This window comes from Dyella sp. C11 (assembly GCF_003121485.1).
Lineage (GTDB): Bacteria > Pseudomonadota > Gammaproteobacteria > Xanthomonadales > Rhodanobacteraceae > Dyella.
In genome coordinates this window covers 301,282-318,024 of sequence record NZ_QAVX01000001.1, presented here as the reverse complement: position 1 = coordinate 318,024, position 16,743 = coordinate 301,282, and the positions used below count along the sequence as shown (strand labels likewise).

14 protein-coding genes are annotated in these 16,743 nt (G+C 63.9%); 3 read left to right on the top strand and 11 right to left on the bottom strand.

All coding sequences use genetic code 11. The features are described 5' to 3' along the window. Positions 1-45 precede the first annotated feature (45 nt). The 4 genes from DK366_RS01310 to DK366_RS01295 are packed head-to-tail and all read right to left on the bottom strand — an operon-like array spanning position 46 to position 3,266. Complete coding sequence (locus DK366_RS01310) at positions 46-747, bottom strand: HAD family hydrolase (protein WP_109123704.1); 702 nt, start codon at positions 745-747, stop codon at positions 46-48. Positions 748-768: 21 nt separating this feature from the next. Next, complete coding sequence (gene trpC, locus DK366_RS01305; RefSeq protein WP_109123703.1) at positions 769-1,563, bottom strand: indole-3-glycerol phosphate synthase TrpC; 795 nt, start codon at positions 1,561-1,563, stop codon at positions 769-771. Positions 1,564-1,605: 42 nt separating this feature from the next. Next, complete coding sequence (gene trpD / locus DK366_RS01300; protein ID WP_109123702.1) at positions 1,606-2,673, bottom strand: anthranilate phosphoribosyltransferase; 1,068 nt, start codon at positions 2,671-2,673, stop codon at positions 1,606-1,608. Beyond that, positions 2,670-3,266, bottom strand: a complete 597-nt coding sequence (locus DK366_RS01295) for an aminodeoxychorismate/anthranilate synthase component II (RefSeq protein WP_109123701.1) — start codon at positions 3,264-3,266, stop codon at positions 2,670-2,672. Before DK366_RS01295 ends, trpD begins: the two co-directional genes overlap by 4 nt. A gap of 422 nt (positions 3,267-3,688) precedes the next feature. On the opposite strand from DK366_RS01295, the gene DK366_RS01290 reads away from it, so the two are divergent. After that, positions 3,689-4,270 carry a hypothetical protein gene (locus tag DK366_RS01290; protein WP_157956422.1) on the top strand — a complete coding sequence of 194 codons (582 nt, stop codon included), beginning with the start codon at positions 3,689-3,691 and terminating at the stop codon, positions 4,268-4,270. A 15-nt stretch (positions 4,271-4,285) separates the two neighbouring features. On the opposite strand, the gene DK366_RS01285 is transcribed toward DK366_RS01290, so the two are convergent. The 7 genes from DK366_RS01285 to DK366_RS01255 form a co-directional block, all read right to left on the bottom strand. Beyond that, the gene (locus DK366_RS01285) at positions 4,286-5,422 is read right to left on the bottom strand and encodes an FAD-binding oxidoreductase (RefSeq protein ID WP_109123699.1); all 1,137 of its coding nucleotides are present in this window, start codon (positions 5,420-5,422) and stop codon (positions 4,286-4,288) included. Beyond that, on the bottom strand, positions 5,419-6,666 hold the full coding sequence (locus DK366_RS01280; RefSeq protein WP_109123698.1) for a dicarboxylate/amino acid:cation symporter: 1,248 nt from the start codon (positions 6,664-6,666) through the stop codon (positions 5,419-5,421). Before DK366_RS01280 ends, DK366_RS01285 begins: the two co-directional genes overlap by 4 nt. Beyond that, positions 6,663-7,328 (bottom strand): hypothetical protein, encoded by a 666-nt coding sequence (locus DK366_RS01275; protein ID WP_109123908.1) that lies wholly within the window; start codon positions 7,326-7,328, stop codon positions 6,663-6,665. The genes DK366_RS01280 and DK366_RS01275 overlap by 4 nt, the downstream gene beginning before the upstream one ends. A 141-nt stretch (positions 7,329-7,469) precedes the next feature. Next, positions 7,470-8,327: a MurR/RpiR family transcriptional regulator gene (locus DK366_RS01270; protein ID WP_109123697.1), complete on the bottom strand. Its 858-nt coding sequence runs from the start codon at positions 8,325-8,327 to the stop codon at positions 7,470-7,472. A gap of 1 nt (position 8,328) precedes the next feature. Then, positions 8,329-9,426 carry a dipeptide epimerase gene (locus tag DK366_RS01265; protein WP_109123696.1) on the bottom strand — a complete coding sequence of 366 codons (1,098 nt, stop codon included), beginning with the start codon at positions 9,424-9,426 and terminating at the stop codon, positions 8,329-8,331. Between the two features lie 44 nt (positions 9,427-9,470). Then, positions 9,471-10,868 (bottom strand): SH3 domain-containing protein, encoded by a 1,398-nt coding sequence (locus tag DK366_RS01260; protein WP_109123907.1) that lies wholly within the window; start codon positions 10,866-10,868, stop codon positions 9,471-9,473. A gap of 17 nt (positions 10,869-10,885) precedes the next feature. Further along, complete coding sequence (locus DK366_RS01255) at positions 10,886-12,037, bottom strand: DUF819 family protein (protein ID WP_109123695.1); 1,152 nt, start codon at positions 12,035-12,037, stop codon at positions 10,886-10,888. Positions 12,038-12,246: 209 nt separating this feature from the next. On the opposite strand from DK366_RS01255, the gene DK366_RS01250 reads away from it, so the two are divergent. Further along, complete coding sequence (locus DK366_RS01250; RefSeq protein ID WP_232820874.1) at positions 12,247-13,671, top strand: transglutaminase-like domain-containing protein; 1,425 nt, start codon at positions 12,247-12,249, stop codon at positions 13,669-13,671. 42 nt (positions 13,672-13,713) lie between these two features. Beyond that, positions 13,714-16,716 (top strand): carboxypeptidase regulatory-like domain-containing protein, encoded by a 3,003-nt coding sequence (locus DK366_RS01245; RefSeq protein WP_109123693.1) that lies wholly within the window; start codon positions 13,714-13,716, stop codon positions 16,714-16,716. Positions 16,717-16,743: the final 27 nt, after the last annotated feature.

The window sequence follows — 16,743 nt, the reverse complement described above, 5'->3', positions numbered from 1 at the left end:
CCTTGGCGGCGGCCGCAAACGGGCGCCCCCCCTCAACAAGGCTGGTCAGAACCAGTCGACACGGGTGATGGTGCGGCCCAGCGCCTTCTCCAGCTTCTTGCAGAGCTGGGGCGTGCCGTTCACCAGCACAGCCTCCGCCGCAGGCTTGAGCATGGGTGCATCGACCAGCGAGTCGCTATAGGCCACATGCCACTCGCCAACCCCGAAAGCCGCCAGCTGCGCGGGTTTGCGCCGCCCCACGTTGTGCAATTTCACGCGCATGCCCAGCAGACCCGGGCGGAGCTGCGACGCCAGCACGTCAATGTCTCCCAGTCCCAGCTGTGCCAGGATGTGGCTCACCAGCACGTGTTCGCAGCCAGTAACGACGATGACGCGATCGCCGGCGGCCTGGTGGCGTCGCAGGGCGCTGAGGCCGTCCCGGCAAAACTGCTTCGGCCGGCGCACCAGGCTCGCACCGAAACTTTCCGCCGCGGCCCGGTAGCGCTGCTCATTGAGGCCCAGCAGGCCCACGTGCACGAGCGCCCGTTCCGCCAGTCGGCGCGAAAACGGAACCACCAGCAGCATCCACGGCACCGCAAACAGCGCGCCCAGCTTGTACAGCCAGGAGCGCTGGTAGCGATCACGCATGAAAAGGTAGAAGGCGTCACCGTGAATCAGCACGCCATCGAAATCGAACAGCACGGTGCGCGGCGCAGCAACGGCCGCATCTACCGTTGCCGGCTCGAGACTGGTTTCCCCTGTGGTCATACGTTGGTTTCTGGCGGGCGCTTAGGGCGTGGCAAAAAGGCGCTGCAATTCCGCGCCCGGATCGTCGGCGCGCATGAACGCTTCGCCGACCAGGAAGGCATTGATGCCGGCGTCACGCAGCGTGGCCACGTCATCCGGCGTGTGAATGCCGGACTCGCTGACCAGGATGCGGTCGTATTCCATCAACTGCTGCAGCTCCAGCGAGGTATCCAGCGAGGTGTGGAACGTGCGCAGGTTGCGGTTGTTCACGCCGATCAGCGGCACCGGCAACGCCAGCGCGCGCTCCAGCTCCTCGGCGTCGTGCACTTCGCACAGCACGTCGAGGTCCAGCTCGGCTGCCAGCAGCGACAGCTCCAGCAGCGCCGCGTCATTGAGCGCGGCAACGATCAACAGGATGCAGTCGGCACCAATCGCGCGCGCCTCGTACACCTGGTAAGGGTCGATCACGAAATCCTTGCGCAGCACGGGCAGCGAACAGGCATCGCGCGCCTGCTGCAGGAAATCTTCACTGCCGTGGAAAAAGTCCTTGTCGGTCAGCACGGAAAGACAGGCAGCGCCGCCCTTCTCGTAGCTGCGCGCAATGGCGGCGGGATCGAAATCCGGACGAATCACGCCCTTGCTCGGGCTGGCGCGCTTCACCTCGGCGATCACGGCCGGCAGGCTGGCGTCGATCTTCGCCTCGATGGCTGCGGCGAAACCACGGGTTTCCGGCAAGTCCGCCACGCGAGCGGAGAGCTCGGCCAGCGGCAGCCTGGCGCTGCGCTCGGCGACTTCTTCGGTCTTGCGGGTAAGGATGCGCTGGAGAATGTCGGTCATGGCAAAAGCTTGCGGGGATGGGGGATGAAGGCGATGTGAGCGTCAGGGCGCCCCGGCCAGCCGCCGCGTGGTGGCGACGAAGGCGTCCATTTTTGCACGGGCCGCACCGCTGGCAATGGTGGCACGCGCCAATTCGATACCGGCCGCGATGGAATCCACCACATTGGCCGCATACAGCGCGGCGCCCGCGTTGAGACACACGATGTCGTGCGGCACGCCGCGGCGGCCTTCCAGCGCCTCGATCAGCATGGCCCGGGATTCCTCGGCATTTTCCACGCGCAGGTTTCGGCTGGACGCCATGGCGAGGCCGAAATCCTCGGGCTCCACTTCGTACTCGCGCACCTCGCCATCGCGCAGTTCGCCCACCAGCGTGGCGGCGCCCAGCGAAATCTCGTCCATGCCATCGCGGCCCCACACGACCAGTGCGTGCCTGGCACCAAGCGCCTGCAACACGCGTACCTGGATACCGACGAGATCGGGATGGAACACGCCCATCAGGATGTTCGGCGCGCCCGCGGGATTGGTCAGCGGACCCAGGATGTTGAACAAGGTGCGCACGCCCATTTCCTTGCGCACCGGTGCCACCACTTTCATGGCCGGATGATGGTTTGGCGCGAACATGAAGCCGATGCCCACCTCGTCCATGCACTGCGCCACCTGTGCCGGCGGCAGGTCGATGACGGCACCGAGTGCCTCGAGCACATCTGCACTGCCCGACTTGGACGACACGCTGCGCCCGCCGTGCTTGGCAATGCGCGCGCCGGCCGCCGCCGCGACGAACATGGACGCCGTGGAAATATTGAAGCTGGACGCACCATCGCCACCGGTACCGACGATATCCACGAAATGCTCGTGCGGCGGAAGGTCAACCTTGGCCGACAACTCGCGCATCACGCGCGCGGCACCGGTGATTTCACCCACCGTTTCCTTCTTCACGCGAAGGCCGGTGATGATCGCAGCGGTCATCAGCGGGCTCACTTCGCCACGCATGATCTGCCGCATCAGCGCGATCATCTCGTCGTGGAAGATTTCACGGTGCTCGATGGTTCGCTGAAGCGCTTCCTGCGGCGTGATGGTGACACGACGCCCTACGTCTCCGGTCGCGCTCATGCGGCGAGCTTCAGTGGAAGGCCGAGGAAATTGCGCAGCAGGTCGTGGCCGTGCTGGGTGAGGATCGATTCGGGATGGAACTGCACGCCTTCGACGTTCAGCGTCTTGTGGCGCAGGCCCATGATCTCGTCGATGGTGCCGTCGGCGTTCTCCGTCCAGGCAGTCACTTCCAGGCAATCGGGCAGCGAATCCTGCTCCACTACCAGCGAGTGATAGCGCGTAGCCTCGAAGGGATCGGGCAGGCCGGCGAACACGCCCTTACCGCGATGGCGAACCGGGGAAATCTTGCCGTGCATGATCTGCTTGGCCCGGATCACCTTCCCGCCGAACACCTGGCCGATGGCCTGATGCCCCAGGCACACGCCGAATACCGGGATCTCGCCCGCCAGTTCGCGCAGCACGTCCAGCGACACGCCCGCGTCGTCCGGCGTGCCGGGACCCGGCGAAATCATGATGTGCGTGGGCTTCAGCGCCCGGATGCCCGCCACGTCCAGCGCATCGTTGCGAACCACTTTCACCGCCTGCCCCAGCTCGCCCAGGTACTGCACGAGGTTGAAGGTGAAGCTGTCGTAGTTGTCGATCATCAGGAGCATAGGCGACCTAACCGGGAATCTCATGGGTTGGCTGGACACCCTTGCCGGCCGGCGACGAGGGTGTCAGGGCCTGGATGGCCAGACTCTGGATTGTAACGGCCACCGTCGCGGCAGTGCAGCATGGCGTTCGGCCCATCGCCGGCAGCCAGGTGAGTGCTGGTGCCGGGGCGCAAGGTTGTCGCGTGCGGGAATGATCGCCAACGGCCTTACCTGCCGCGCTCTCGAAGGCGCCCTGGACGTGTGGGAACGCCCCCATCTGGGCATCCTCACCCCATGACGCCGCACTCCTGTTCGCCTTTCCGCAACGGCAATCTGGCGTCAAACGTTGCGCGGCAATGCTGAACCTCGACCGATCCAGACAGGGGCATTGACGGACGCCAACTGACGCTGGCGGCCGATGCTGCCCGCGCTTGGCGACATCCATGATCGGATCAACCTTCATGGCAAGCACGGACGGTGTACTCATGCCGCAACTACAAAAATTTCTGGAGGCACTGTCGCTGCTTCCCGAGGTGGCGCGCGTAAGACAGCAGGCCATGAAGGTGTGGGGAAACCATGTCCCGGTGCAGTTGGACTTCGCCCTGGTAGGCGGCCAGATCGCCAAGCACTTTCTCACCTATACGGATGACCAGCGTACCTATATCCGCGGAGTGCTTTCATACGGTCTGAACAGCGTGTCGTGCCGCTTGCGCAACCTGGTCCTGTGCCCGTTGCTCAGCACGTTGTTCGAGCGATCACGGCGCATGGGCCCAGCGCACGAGCAGGCTGTTCTCCAGCATCTTCATGTGGCGGCCGAAGGTGATCTGACCTTGAGCGGGACCATGCGGGCCAGCATCACGCATCGGAGCGATGCGCATATAGCCAGCCACTCGCACGCCGACAACAGGCGCGCCACGCACACTGCCCTGCGGCGTCCCTACCCGCCACCGGCCGAGCCGCGCGCATCGTACGTCCACGATTCGCCCGACGAAGAACACCCCGAACCAACGAAACGACGCCCCTGATAGCGGTCGAACGACTCAGCCCGGCAACCGCCGTGGATCGAGCATGTCAGCGGTAACGCCTGCGTCCAGCAAATGCGCAGGCAACGCGCGACCCAGCACCAGATGTGCACTCGCTTCGCCCATCGCGGCCGATGTCTGGATGCCGTAACCGCCCTGGGCGGCCACCCAGAAGAAATGATCGGCGTTCGGCGCGAAACCACCGACCAGATCGCCGTCGGCCACGAACGAACGCAGGCCCGCCCAGGTTCGCGTCGGGCGGCGAATGGTCAGGGTGGTGGCTTGTTCGATGCGGTGAATGCCGATGGCGATATCGAGCTCCTCGGGCTGTACGTCGTGCGGTTCCACCGGATCGGCATTCGCCGGACAACCCAGCAGAAGCCCGGCATCCGGCTTGAAGTAGAAGCTTTCATCAAGATCCATCACGAACGGCCAGTGCGCGATGTCCACGCCCGCGGGCGCCTCGAACAAAAAGGCCGAACGACGGCGTGGCTGGATGCCAATGGGTGCGACACCGGCAAGCGCCGCGACCTGGTCGACCCAGGCACCCGCTGCGTTCACCAGCAAGGGGGCGCGATAGCGTGCGTCGCCTGCGTCGACGAGCCATTGACCCTGTTCGCGTTCGATCGACTGAATGCCCACGTTGAACTTCAACGATCCACCGCGACTGCGCAGGCCACGCAGAAAGCCCTGGTGCAACTCGTTGACGTCGATATCCGCCGCGCCCGGCTCGTAAAGCCCGATGTGTGCAGCCTCCGGCCGCAGCACCGGAACGGTCGATTGCAACCAGGCTGCATCAACCACGCGCAAGCCGCGCGTGCGCGGCGCCATGTCCGCGTGCAAGGCATGCACTTTCTCCATCTGCTCACGGGTACCGATGCTCACCGAGCCACGCGGCGCAAGAATCGGATGCTGCGCGAAACCTTCCGGCGGATGATCGAAGAATCGCCGGGCCGCCCGCGTCAGCGCGCGTACCTGCGTCGAACCGTAAGTCTCCGAAAACAGGGCGGCGGATCGACCGGTCGAATGCACGCCGGCATGCTCCTCGCGCTCAAGCACCAGCACACGCACGTGCGGCGCCAGGAAGTAGGCCACGGAGGCGCCAGCCATGCCGGCACCCAACACAATGACATCGGCGTCGTGCAACGTGCTCATGCGCTTGTGCTTTCCTTGGCGGATTGGCGGGCCACCACGCTGGTGGCCGTAAGGTCGGCCGTGACATTGCCCAGCGTGGCGAGTGCATCGGGCAGCGCGTCGACGGCGAGCATCAGGCCCAGCGGACCCACGGGCACGCCCATCGCCTGCGCCACCGGCAGGTTGGTGGCAAGAAAACTCACCGCCCCCGGCAACCCGACCGAACCCAAGCTGATCACTACCGCGAGCAGCGCCGCCGCAAACAGCGGTGCAGCGCCCACGTCGATGCCGTAGGCCCATGCAATGAAGCACGCAGACGTCACGTATTGAACCGGACTCGTCAAACGGAAAAGGCTCACCGCCATCGGCAGCACCAGCGCATTCACCTGCGACGGGTAACCCAGGCGACGTTCCGCGCTTTCCAGCATGGCCGGCAAGGAAGCCAGCGACGACTGCGTGCTCGCGGCGACGATCTGTGCCGGCACCACTGCCGGAATGAAACGCCTCAGCGTCTCGCCACCCCACACTTTCGCTATCGGCAGCATCAGCACGGTCACGGAGAGATACAGCACGCATTCCACCAGCACATAGATGCCCAGGGCGCTGAGCATATGCAGACCGGCTCGCGCGCACACCGCGAGAATCAGCGCGAACACGCCCAGCGGCGCCACCCACAAAACCCAGCGCACCACCACGATCATGGTGTCGGCAATGGCCTGGAAAAACGACACCACCAGCGCGCGACGATCCGCGTCGATGCGGGTAAGGCCGAAGCCGAAGAACAGCGCGAACACCACCAGCGGCAGCATCGCGCTTTGCGCGGCGGCGTTGATGGCGTTGGACGGCACGATGCCGTTGAACCATTCCGCCCAGCCAACGGCGGCCGTTGCCGCAGGTGCATGCGTCGCCACGGCACTTTCGAGTGCCGTGGTCAGTGAGGGATTGCGCGGAAACATCGAGAACAATCGCGGCGCGGCCGCAGCAGCGAATAGCGCACCGCCGGTCAGGATCAGTATGAAGGCCACGATGGCGCGCCGTGCGATGCGGCCCGACGCCGCGGCATCGCTTGCCGTGTTCACGCCGATGACCACCAAGGCAAACACCAGCGGCACCACGGTCATCTGCAGGGCGTTGAGCCACAGCCGCCCGAAGGGCTGCACCGCATCGGCCACTTGCACTGCCGCGGTCGGTGACCATGCCGCCAGTGCAAGACCGCCCGCAGCGCCGAGCACGAGGCCCGCAAGTACACGCGTGGTCGGACTCAAGGCTGCTTGCCCAGTGCGGGCAAATGCCAGGACGTGCGCAGGCGTTCGTATTCGCTCTGCGGCAACAGGACGAAGACCGGGTGTTCTTCGGGTTTCATCCATGCAACCAGTCGGCGCATCACCGATTCGGGCATGGCCGTGCAACCCGCCGTGGCATCCGTGGGCGATTTCCACAGATGGGCAAAGATGCAGCTGCCGCCGCCACGCTTGCCTTCGGCGTTGTGCTCGATGACGAAGCCGATCTTGTAGCGCTGGTCACCCGCGAGATGGAGATCGCGGCGCATGGGTTCGCTCGCGCCTTCGACCGCCTTTTCGCCCACCTTCTTCGTATCGACAATCTGGTTGTAGTACGGCGAGCCGTCCACATCGACGCACCAGTCGGTGTACTGCATGGCCTCGTAGGGCATGTGCGTATCCGCCGAGGAGGCATAGCCGAAGATGGGCCCGACGCGGTACACGCCGGCCGCGGCGCGACCATCCCCTTCGTGCTTTTGCGGACCATCGGCCTGGGCTGGATTCAAGCCGATGCCCCAGGCCGATCCCGATCGTCCGACCGTCACGTCCTGCGCCTCGACCGTTGCTTTCCAGCCGTCGCCATCGCGCTCGAAGGCCCGCAACGTGCCGTGATCCGCGTTCCAGTCCGGCGTGATGACCAACACCATCTGCCGCGATGCCTGCCATGCGGTATCTGCATCTGCCAAAGCGACAACAGGGATCGCCGTGGCGGCCAGGATGGTGGCGAGCAAACAGCGATTCACAAAACGATGGGCGAAGAAAGTCATGCGATGCCGTGAATGGAGTGGCTAGGGGTCCAGCATCTGCTGGACGCGTTCGAGATTGGACAGCAGCTGCACATGCCGCTGCTCATCGCCTTCGCACAACTGCACGAACACACCGTCGAGCAGGTGCTGAAGTGCGGACTGGTAGAGCACGGGCTGGATGTACGGCCGGTCATCGTGCGCCGAGACCAGCAGCGCGATGTCTGCCAGTGCACGCAGTGGATTGGAGGTGTGGCGCGTGACGGTGATAAGGCGACCGCGACGTTCACGGAAAAAGCGCCCGATCTTGCACAACGCCGGATGGTTGCCATGTTCCGAGAACACGAGCAGCACGTCGCCCGCGCCCGCCGCGGAGACGCTGGCGGCCATGCGCGCCGCATCGAAGTTGTGCACGGTGGGAATGCCCAGCAGCGACAGCCGCAGCGCAAAGCTGCGCGCGTAGATGTCGTCGTCGCCCAGGCCAATCATGAATACCTTGCCCTTGGCGCCGGCAGTAGCCATGGCATCGGCGACCGCCTGGAGGGTGTCGGGCGTGTTGATGAGGCGCGTTTCTTCTTCGGCCTCGGACTTGCGCCGCCACAGGCTGCCGACGCCCGATTCATCGTGCGCTTCCGCGGCCTTGGTGGCGACGTGAGTCGCATCGCCGTTGTCCGCTCGCGCGATGGCCTCGCCCACCGAGTACTTCAGGTCGGGATAACCCTTGAAACCCAGCTTCTGCGTGAACTTCACCACGCTGGACTGACTGATGCCCAACGCATTGGCAAGCTGTTGCGACGAGTAGTCGCGCAGCAGCTGCGCGTTTTCCAAGATGAAATCGGCGATGCGCCGCTCGACCGCTGACATCTGGTCACGTTCGGAGCGGATTTTCACCAGTGGCGACATGTCACCCTGCCAGTTTTTCAAGACCGCGAATTTCCCGGATGCCCAATCCAGGCGCCTCGGTAACCGAGATCTCCGACTCGTTGAAGACCACGCCCCCGTCCACGGGGTTGTACTGGCACAGCGAGGGGCCGTCCAGATCCACCTTGGTGATCACCGCCGACTTGGCCACCGCCACGTGCACGGCGGCCGCCACGCTGATGCTGGTTTCCAGCATGCAGCCGATCATGCATTCCACGCCGTACATGCCGGCGATGTCGGCAATGCGGATGGCGTTGGAGATGCCGCCCGTCTTCATCAGCTTGATGTTGATGATGTCGGCGGCGCGCATGCGGATCAGGTCGATCACTTCCATCGGGCCGAACACGCTTTCGTCAGCCATGATGGGCGTATGCACGCGTTCGGTCACGTAGCGCATGCCTTCCAGGTCACGCGCCTTCACCGGCTGCTCCACCAGTTCCAGCTTCACGCCCGCGTCTTCCAGCGTCTGCAGCGCATACACCGCCTGTTTGGCTGTCCAGCCCTGATTGGCATCGAGGCGAAGCAGTGCGCGATTTTCCACCGCCGCGTAGATGGCCTTGACGCGCTCGATGTCGACGCCGATGTCCTTGCCGACCTTGATCTTGAGCGACTCGAAGCCGCGCTCCACGGCACTCACGGAGTCGGCCACCATCTTGTCGATGTAGTCGACGCTGATGGTGATGTCGGTGGTGATGACCGGGTCGCCGCCGCCCAGCAGCTTGTACAACGGCGCACCGTACAACTGGCCCCATAAGTCGTGGATGGCGATTTCCACCGCGGCCTTGGCGCTGGTGTTCTTTTCCATCGCGCCCTGGATCAGCTGCGTCAACCGATTGAGGTCGGCGATGTCCTGGCCGATCAGGCGTGGCGCAATGTAGTGGCGAATCGCGTCGATGATGGAACCATGCGTGTCACCGGTGATCACGGCCGTGGCCGGTGCTTCGCCATGCCCGACATGACCCGTGTCGGTGTGCACCATCACCACGATGTCTTCGACCTGGTTGACGGTACGAAGCGCCGTCTTGAACGGCGTTTTCAACGGTACCCGCAGCATGCCGAACTTGATATCGGTGATCTTCATGGGACTTGAGAACTTCCTGTCGTCAATGAGGAATGCATTCGCCGTTACGGGCGAACGTGCACGATGCTGGTCATGCGGTCGACGTAGGTGTGCTTGTCGTCGTACATCAGCGGCAGCAGCGGCGTCACCGATACTTCGTTGAGCTTGACGTGGCGCATGCCGCCCTTGCCGTCGCGATACGCCATGCCGCCCGTGTCGTGAATGACGTACGGCGCGCCGTCGAGCTTGCCGATCACCATCATCACGTGGCCCGGGATGTAGACGAGATCACCCACCTGCAATGCCATCGCCGCCTTCAGGCGCGCGTCGTGGCTGTCCTTGTCGCCGAAAGCCTGGTGCGTGAAGCCGGGACTGGTCGCCTGCTTGCTGGTGTTGCGTGGCATTTCCACGCCCAGGCTGCGATAGACGTCCGACACGAAACCGCTGCAGTCGCGGCCGTCGTAGTCGTGGCCCCAGCCATATCGCTCGCCCAGAAACTTGAAGGCCTGCCGGATGATGTTCGCTTCGGTGAGCGGCAGGTAGTCGTCCTGCGTATCGGCGTTGCGCTGGATCAGCGCGGGCGAAAAGCCGAGCTTGCCATCCACGCCGCGAATGGGCAGTTCCACCACGTGGGAGGCGTACGGCGACTGCCCGTTCACCGGCTGGTCGGCGGGATGATCGGCAAGCACGGGCACCGCAACGCCCATATCCAGTTGCAGCTGCGAAACGGCGGGCTGCTCGGGCGTGAAAACGGTACGCACCGTGCTGCCGGTGACGATGCGACGAGGCGTGCGTCCGATGCGTGCAAGCACGTCGTCGGCATGGCCTTCGGCCACGTTCTCGCGGTGCGTCCACGCGGCGTAACGGGGACTCACCACGAACAGCCAACGGCCGTCGCGACTGGTCTGTGCGATCAACACCGGCGTGCCGGGAAATTCGGCCGTTTCCTGGAAGCGATCGATGTCGGTGTCGTCGTTCGAGGTGAACACGCGCGTGTCCGTGGGAAACGTGCGAAGCGCAGCGCGCTGCACGATCATGCCGTAGCGAGTCGACTGCTTTTCGGGCACGGCATCCAGGGCGAGCGCGTCGGCCAGCTCCTTGCGCAAGCCCTCCGGGACAGGTTGCCCGTGAACGTCATAGAGCTTGCGCGTGGGGTACTGCGAAAGATCGTTGATCCATCCGTTGACCGTGGCGCGGTCCAGCGTGGCCGGCATGGCACGCAGGTCGTGCATGGACGGATCGACCTTGAACAGGTTCGCGTTGTGCTTGCCGATCTCGGCCGCGTCCAGCAACACGCGATCCGGCTGCGCCGACTGCCTGATCCAGAAATCGGGCGCGAGCATCACGTTGTTGCTGATGCCCAGCACGCCCGATGGCGGCACGGGAACGGCGTCGGGTCCCTTCTCGGCGAACACGGGATTCGCGGCGAGAGCGACCCACAGGCAAAGCGTCAGGCGGGACATGAATCGCATGATGATTCCTACGAAATGGCCAGCGACGACATCACCGACGCCACCAGCAAACCGAACCCGGTGCCGAGGATATAGCCGAGCAACGCCAGCAGGATGCCTACCGGCACCAGCGAGCGGGAATAGCTGGCGGCGAGTATCGGCGTAGCCGCCACGCCGCCCACGCAGGCGAGCGAGGAAATGCCGCACAGGTAAAGGTCGAAGTGGAACACGCGCGCTGCCAGCGCCAGCAGTACGGCATGGATGGCGATGATGCAAAGGCCGCAGCCGATGTACAGCGGCGCCGAGGCGATGCCCTCGAAATTGCTCTGTGAAGCGAGAATGGCCACCACGCTGATCAGCATGGCGCTGGAAATGGTGTTGGCACCCGCGAAGCGCGCCAGTGGCGTGTGCGCGGCAACCAGGCCGAACCCGGTGGCCAGCATGATGGTCCACGTGGTGGGCGAGATCATGTCCGATACCGGCAGTCGCGCGGCCAGCCAGGCGGAGAAGGCGGCCGTCATCAGTGCCATGCCCAGCCACAGCAGCACGTTCTCCGGCGTGGTCGGTCCGTGACTGCGGGTTTCTTCCACCACCATGTCAGCGCTGGAGGTGGCACGCGTCCAGCGATTGAACTGCGTGGCGACGCGACCCAGGCCAAACAGCACGACCACCCACATCGAGTAGCAGAGCGCATCGGTGAGCAGGGAGAACGCGAGCAGGCGGTCGGGCATGCCGATGGCCTGCTTCACGGCCACCATGTTGGCGGTGCCGCCGATCCAGCTGCCCGACAGCGCCGCCAGCGGTTGCCACGATTTGCCGGGCAGCCAGTGCCGGAACATCAGGAACGTGGCGATGAAAGCCACGAACAGGCAGACCACCGTGACGAAGAACACCGCAAGTACGCGCGGTCCCAGCCGGTAGATGGCGCGCAGATCGCAATTGATCATCAGCAGGAACAGCAGCGCCGGCACCATGTGCTCGATCAACATGGACTGCGTGGCGCGGATCTCCTCGTTCACCTGCCACAGGCCGGCCACGGCCAGCGCCGTCACCAACAGGTAAGTGAGCACGATGGGCGGCAATACCTCGAAAAACCGCCATTTGAAGCGCCGCTCAAGGGCGGGAAACAGGCCCGCTGCCAGCAACATGACAGCGAGATAAGGCCAGGCCGTGTGGATCATGCGTCCCCTCTGACTCCCGTTCGCATTCGTCTTGGAATATCTAATTCAGACGAATTTCGTTAGAAGCATAAATTATTGACCGTCGATTGCAAGCGTGCTACACAACGCCTTCGCTTTTTCTTACGGGGAAGTGGCAGGTGCAGACGGTTCGACCCCTCTCATCCTTGCGACGCGGACGCGCCTTGCCGCATGCGCTGGCGTTCGCCTGCCTGCTTGCGACCGGCACGGCCGTCGCCGATACCTCCCCCGTGCAGCATGCCATCGCTCTCGTCGATGCGGGGCAATTCAAGGACGCCGACGCCAGCATCACGCAGGCGCTATCCCAACCCGGCGTAACGTCCGCGTCGCGCGATGCACTGTTGTTCCAGCGCGAACGCATGCGACGCATGCTGCTGGATTTCACCCTCGATGCCGATGCCGCGAAGGCGCGCATCCGCAAGCAGGCCCCCGGCGTCACCGATGCCGAATTCGAACGCTGGGATCAACAGGGCCTGATCGAACACATGGTGATCGACGGGCGCACGCTCTACTTCAAGCGCGCGCCGGGCAACCTGTTCCTGCTCAGCAAGGAAGCGGCAGCGCAACGCACGCATCCTGCCGCATCGAGTGACGATCCCATGGAGTCGCTCAACGATCATCACCGCGATGCGCGACGCGAAGCACTCGCCACGGGGCAAGGCAGTGTCACGCCCAACCACGTTCGCGTCACCGAAACGGTCACCGTCAACGCCGATGCCGTGCCAGCGGGCGAAACCATTCGCGCATGGCTGCCCTTCCCTCGCGAACTGCCGGGACAGCAGGAAGGCGTGCGCCTGGTCGACAGCAAGCCGGCGGGCGCACGCGTCGCGCCTGCATCAACCTTGCAGCGCACGGCTTATCTCGAACGAAAAGCCGAAGCGGGCAAGCCCACGACGTTCGCCGTCACCTACGAGCTGACCATCCACGCGCAGTACCACGATATCGACGCCTCGAAAGTCGTGGCTACGAAGATCACGCCGGATCTTGCACCGTATGTGGCCGAGCGTGCGCCGCACATCGTGTTCACCGATGACCTTCGCGCGTATTCGCGCAACGTTGTCGGCAACGAAACCAACCCGTATCGCATCGCGCAGAAGCTGTTTGCCGCGGTGGACCAGATTCCGTGGGCGGGTGCGCGCGAGTACTCCACCATCAGCAACCTGAGCGATTACACGCTGCATGCCGGGCACGGCGATTGCGGCGAACAGACCATGCTGCTGATCGCGCTGCTGCGCCTCAACGGCATCCCCGCGCGCTGGCAATCGGGCTGGATCTTCTCGGACGGCACCTACAACAACATTCACGACTGGGGCCAGCTGTATCTCGCGCCCTACGGCTGGGTGCCGATGGATGTGACCTTCGGTCAATTGCATCCGTCGAAGAACGACGACGCGGCACTGCAATGGTTTTACCTGGGCGGACTCGACGCCTATCGCATCGTCTTCAACAGCGATTTCAGCCAGCCCTTCGTGCCGGCCAAGCAGTTCTTCCGCTCCGAAACGGTGGATTCGCAGCGCGGTGAACTGGAGTGGCGCGGCGGCAATTTGTATTTCGATCAATGGGACTACGACTTCACATGGCAGCTCTTGCCCGTGCCTGAGCGCACCGGCGGGTAAGCGGCTCACATCAACGACGACAGAACCGGGGGAGACGGGGAAATGGTCAGTCGTACTTTTCGCAGGACCATGCTGTGCATGGCGCTGGGCATGGGCTTGGCTTCGATGGGGATGCCAGCCGCCCATGCAGGCAACAACGACGGCACCGTGGTGGGTCACACGGATGCCGGCGCCGTCGTCACCATCAGCAACGCGCAAACCGGCTTCAGTCGCTCGGTTACCGCCGATGACAAGGGCAACTACCGCATTCCCTTCCTGCCCATCGGCGACTACACGTTGTCCGTGGCGAAGGACGGCAAGACGCTGACGCAACCGACATCGGTCACCGTGACACTGGGCAACGCGACCACGGTGAATCTTGGCACGGCCAACGCCACGAATCTTTCTGCAGTGAACGTCACCGGCACGTCGATCATCACGGCGGTGGATGTCACGTCCACGGAATCGGCGGTCAACATTTCACGCGAGGAACTGCGTCGCCTGCCGGTGGAACAGAACCTGGCCGCGGTCGCGCAATTGGCGCCGGGCGTGGTGAAAGGTTCATCCAACTTCGGCGGCCTGTCGTTCGGCGGTTCGTCCGTGGCGGAGAACGCCATCTACGTGAACGGCCTCAACGTCACCGACTTCTACAACCGCAACGGCTATTCCGAGGCACCCTTCAACTTCTACCAGGAATTCCAGGTGAAGACGGGAGGCTACTCCGTGGAATTCGGTCGCACCACGGGCGGCGTCATCAACGCCGTGGCACGTTCGGGCTCCAACGAGTTCCACGCCGGCGTGGAAATGACCATGGAACCGGGCGCCTGGCATGCACAGGCGGAAGACCGCTACGACGCCAACGGCAACCGTTACCTGACGGCGAGCGAAGATCGCGATTCGCTGATGAAGACGAACCTCTGGGCGTCCGGCCCCATCGTGAAGGACAAGCTCTTCATCTTCGCCATGTTCGAACAGCGCGGCGACAACCCGCGCAACACGAACAACGAAGGCACCACCCTTACCAGCAACAGCGCCAGTCCCGGCTTCTGGGGCACCACCATCGACTGGCACATCAACGACAGCAACCTGCTCTCGCTGATGGCGTTCTCCGATCAGAGCTCCAACGTGGGCCGGGTCTACAACTACGACTACGACACGCACACCATCGGCGCCAAGACCGACACCATCTACACCGATACCGGCGGCAAGAACTGGTCGCTGACGTACACCAACTACCTTACCGACAACCTGTCGATGAAGGTGCTGTACGGCGAGAATCGCCAGGAGTCGTACAACCGCGCGCTGTCCGACCTGGAATGCAACCACGTCGCTGCGGAAAACGCCGTGCCCAAGCCCGGCGTGCCGCTGGGCTGCACCACCAACACCGCGGTGGAAAAACTCAACGACAAGCGCAAGGAAGGCCGCGTCGACTTCGAGTGGAAGCTGGAAGACCACCTGCTGCGCTTCGGCTACGACCACGAAGACGACGACTCGCTCTATGCCCGCCACTATCCCGGCCCGGGCGCCATCTACTACAACGTCTACGCGTCCACGCCCGGCTCCACCATTCCCAACCCTGCCGGCGGCGGCGTGATTCCACCGGGCTACAACGGCTACGTGCGTGCACGCCGTTATGAAGTCGCGGGTAATTTCGACACCACCAACAACGCGTTCTACCTGGAAGACAACTGGCAGGTCACACCCAACCTGCTGCTGAATGCCGGCATCCGTCGCGATGGCTTCGACAACATGGATGCCGCAGGCCGCGACTACATCAAGATGAACAACATGTGGGCGCCGCGCTTCGGCTTCTCGTGGGACATGAAGGGCGACGGCACCACCAAGCTCTTCGGCAACCTGGGTCGCTACTACCTGCCCGTCGCCAACGTCATCAGCATCAAGCAGGCGGGCGGCCTGCTGGATGAGCGCACCTACTACGCATTCGGCGGGTGGCAGACGCTCACCGACGCCAACGGCAACAAGTACGCCGTGCCCATCCTCGGCCCGCAGCTGGGCGGCGTAGATACGTCCCAGGGCAACGGCACCGTGGGTGACCTTCGCTCGGAAGTGAACAAGGACATGCAGCAGGTCTACCAGGACGAGCTGATCCTCGGCTTCCAGCAGATGCTCAACGACAAGTGGTCGTGGGGCGTCACTGGCACGTACCGCAAGCTGCACAACGCCATCGACGACATGGAGATCAGCGCCACGCCGCAATGCGGTGGCGATGGCTATATCGGCTGGGTGATGGGCAATCCCGGCAAGAAGAACACGGTGTGGGCCGACACCAACTGCGATGGCAAGGCCGACGGCTGGGTGACCATCGACACGTCCAAGCAGGGCTGGGCGATGTACGACGCCGACGGCAACTATCTCGGCCAGCGTGGTTGGGTGAAGCCCAAGCGCACCTACACGTCGATGGAATTCCAGCTCGACCGCGCATGGGACGACAAGTGGTCGTTCAACGCGTCGTACGTGCTGTCGTGGAACCGCGGCAACGCCGAAGGCCCGGTGAACTCCGACACCAACTTCGACGACACCGGCCGCACGGAGAACTGGGACAACCCGTGGGTAAACCTGGGCGGCGACGGCTATCTGCCGAACGACCGACGTCACCAGATCAAGCTGCGCGGCACTTATGCCATCACGCCACACTGGCAGATCGCGGGTGACGCGAACATTGCCTCGGGCGGCCCGATCACCGGCTTCGGCGTGGGCAACCCTTACGACGACACGGCGTATCACAGCTACTTCATCTGCGTAGCCAACTGCGATGCGGAACGTTCGGAAGATCGCGTGTACGAAGCCTCGCCGCGCGGCAAGTATGGCCGCACGCCGTGGACCTACAACCTGGGCGCCAGCATCACCTACCTGCGCCAGCTCGCCGACATCGGCCAGCTGCGTGTGAAGTTCGCCGTGTACAACCTGCTCAACGAGCAGCGCACCATCCAGGTGGACCAGGACCTGCAGACCACCATTTCCAACAGCACCAGCTCGACGTTCAAGCAACCCCTGTTGTTCCAGCAGCCGCGCTACGCGCAGCTGACGGTGTCCGTGGACTTCTGATTGGGCGCTCCCCACCCCGGCGGCCTG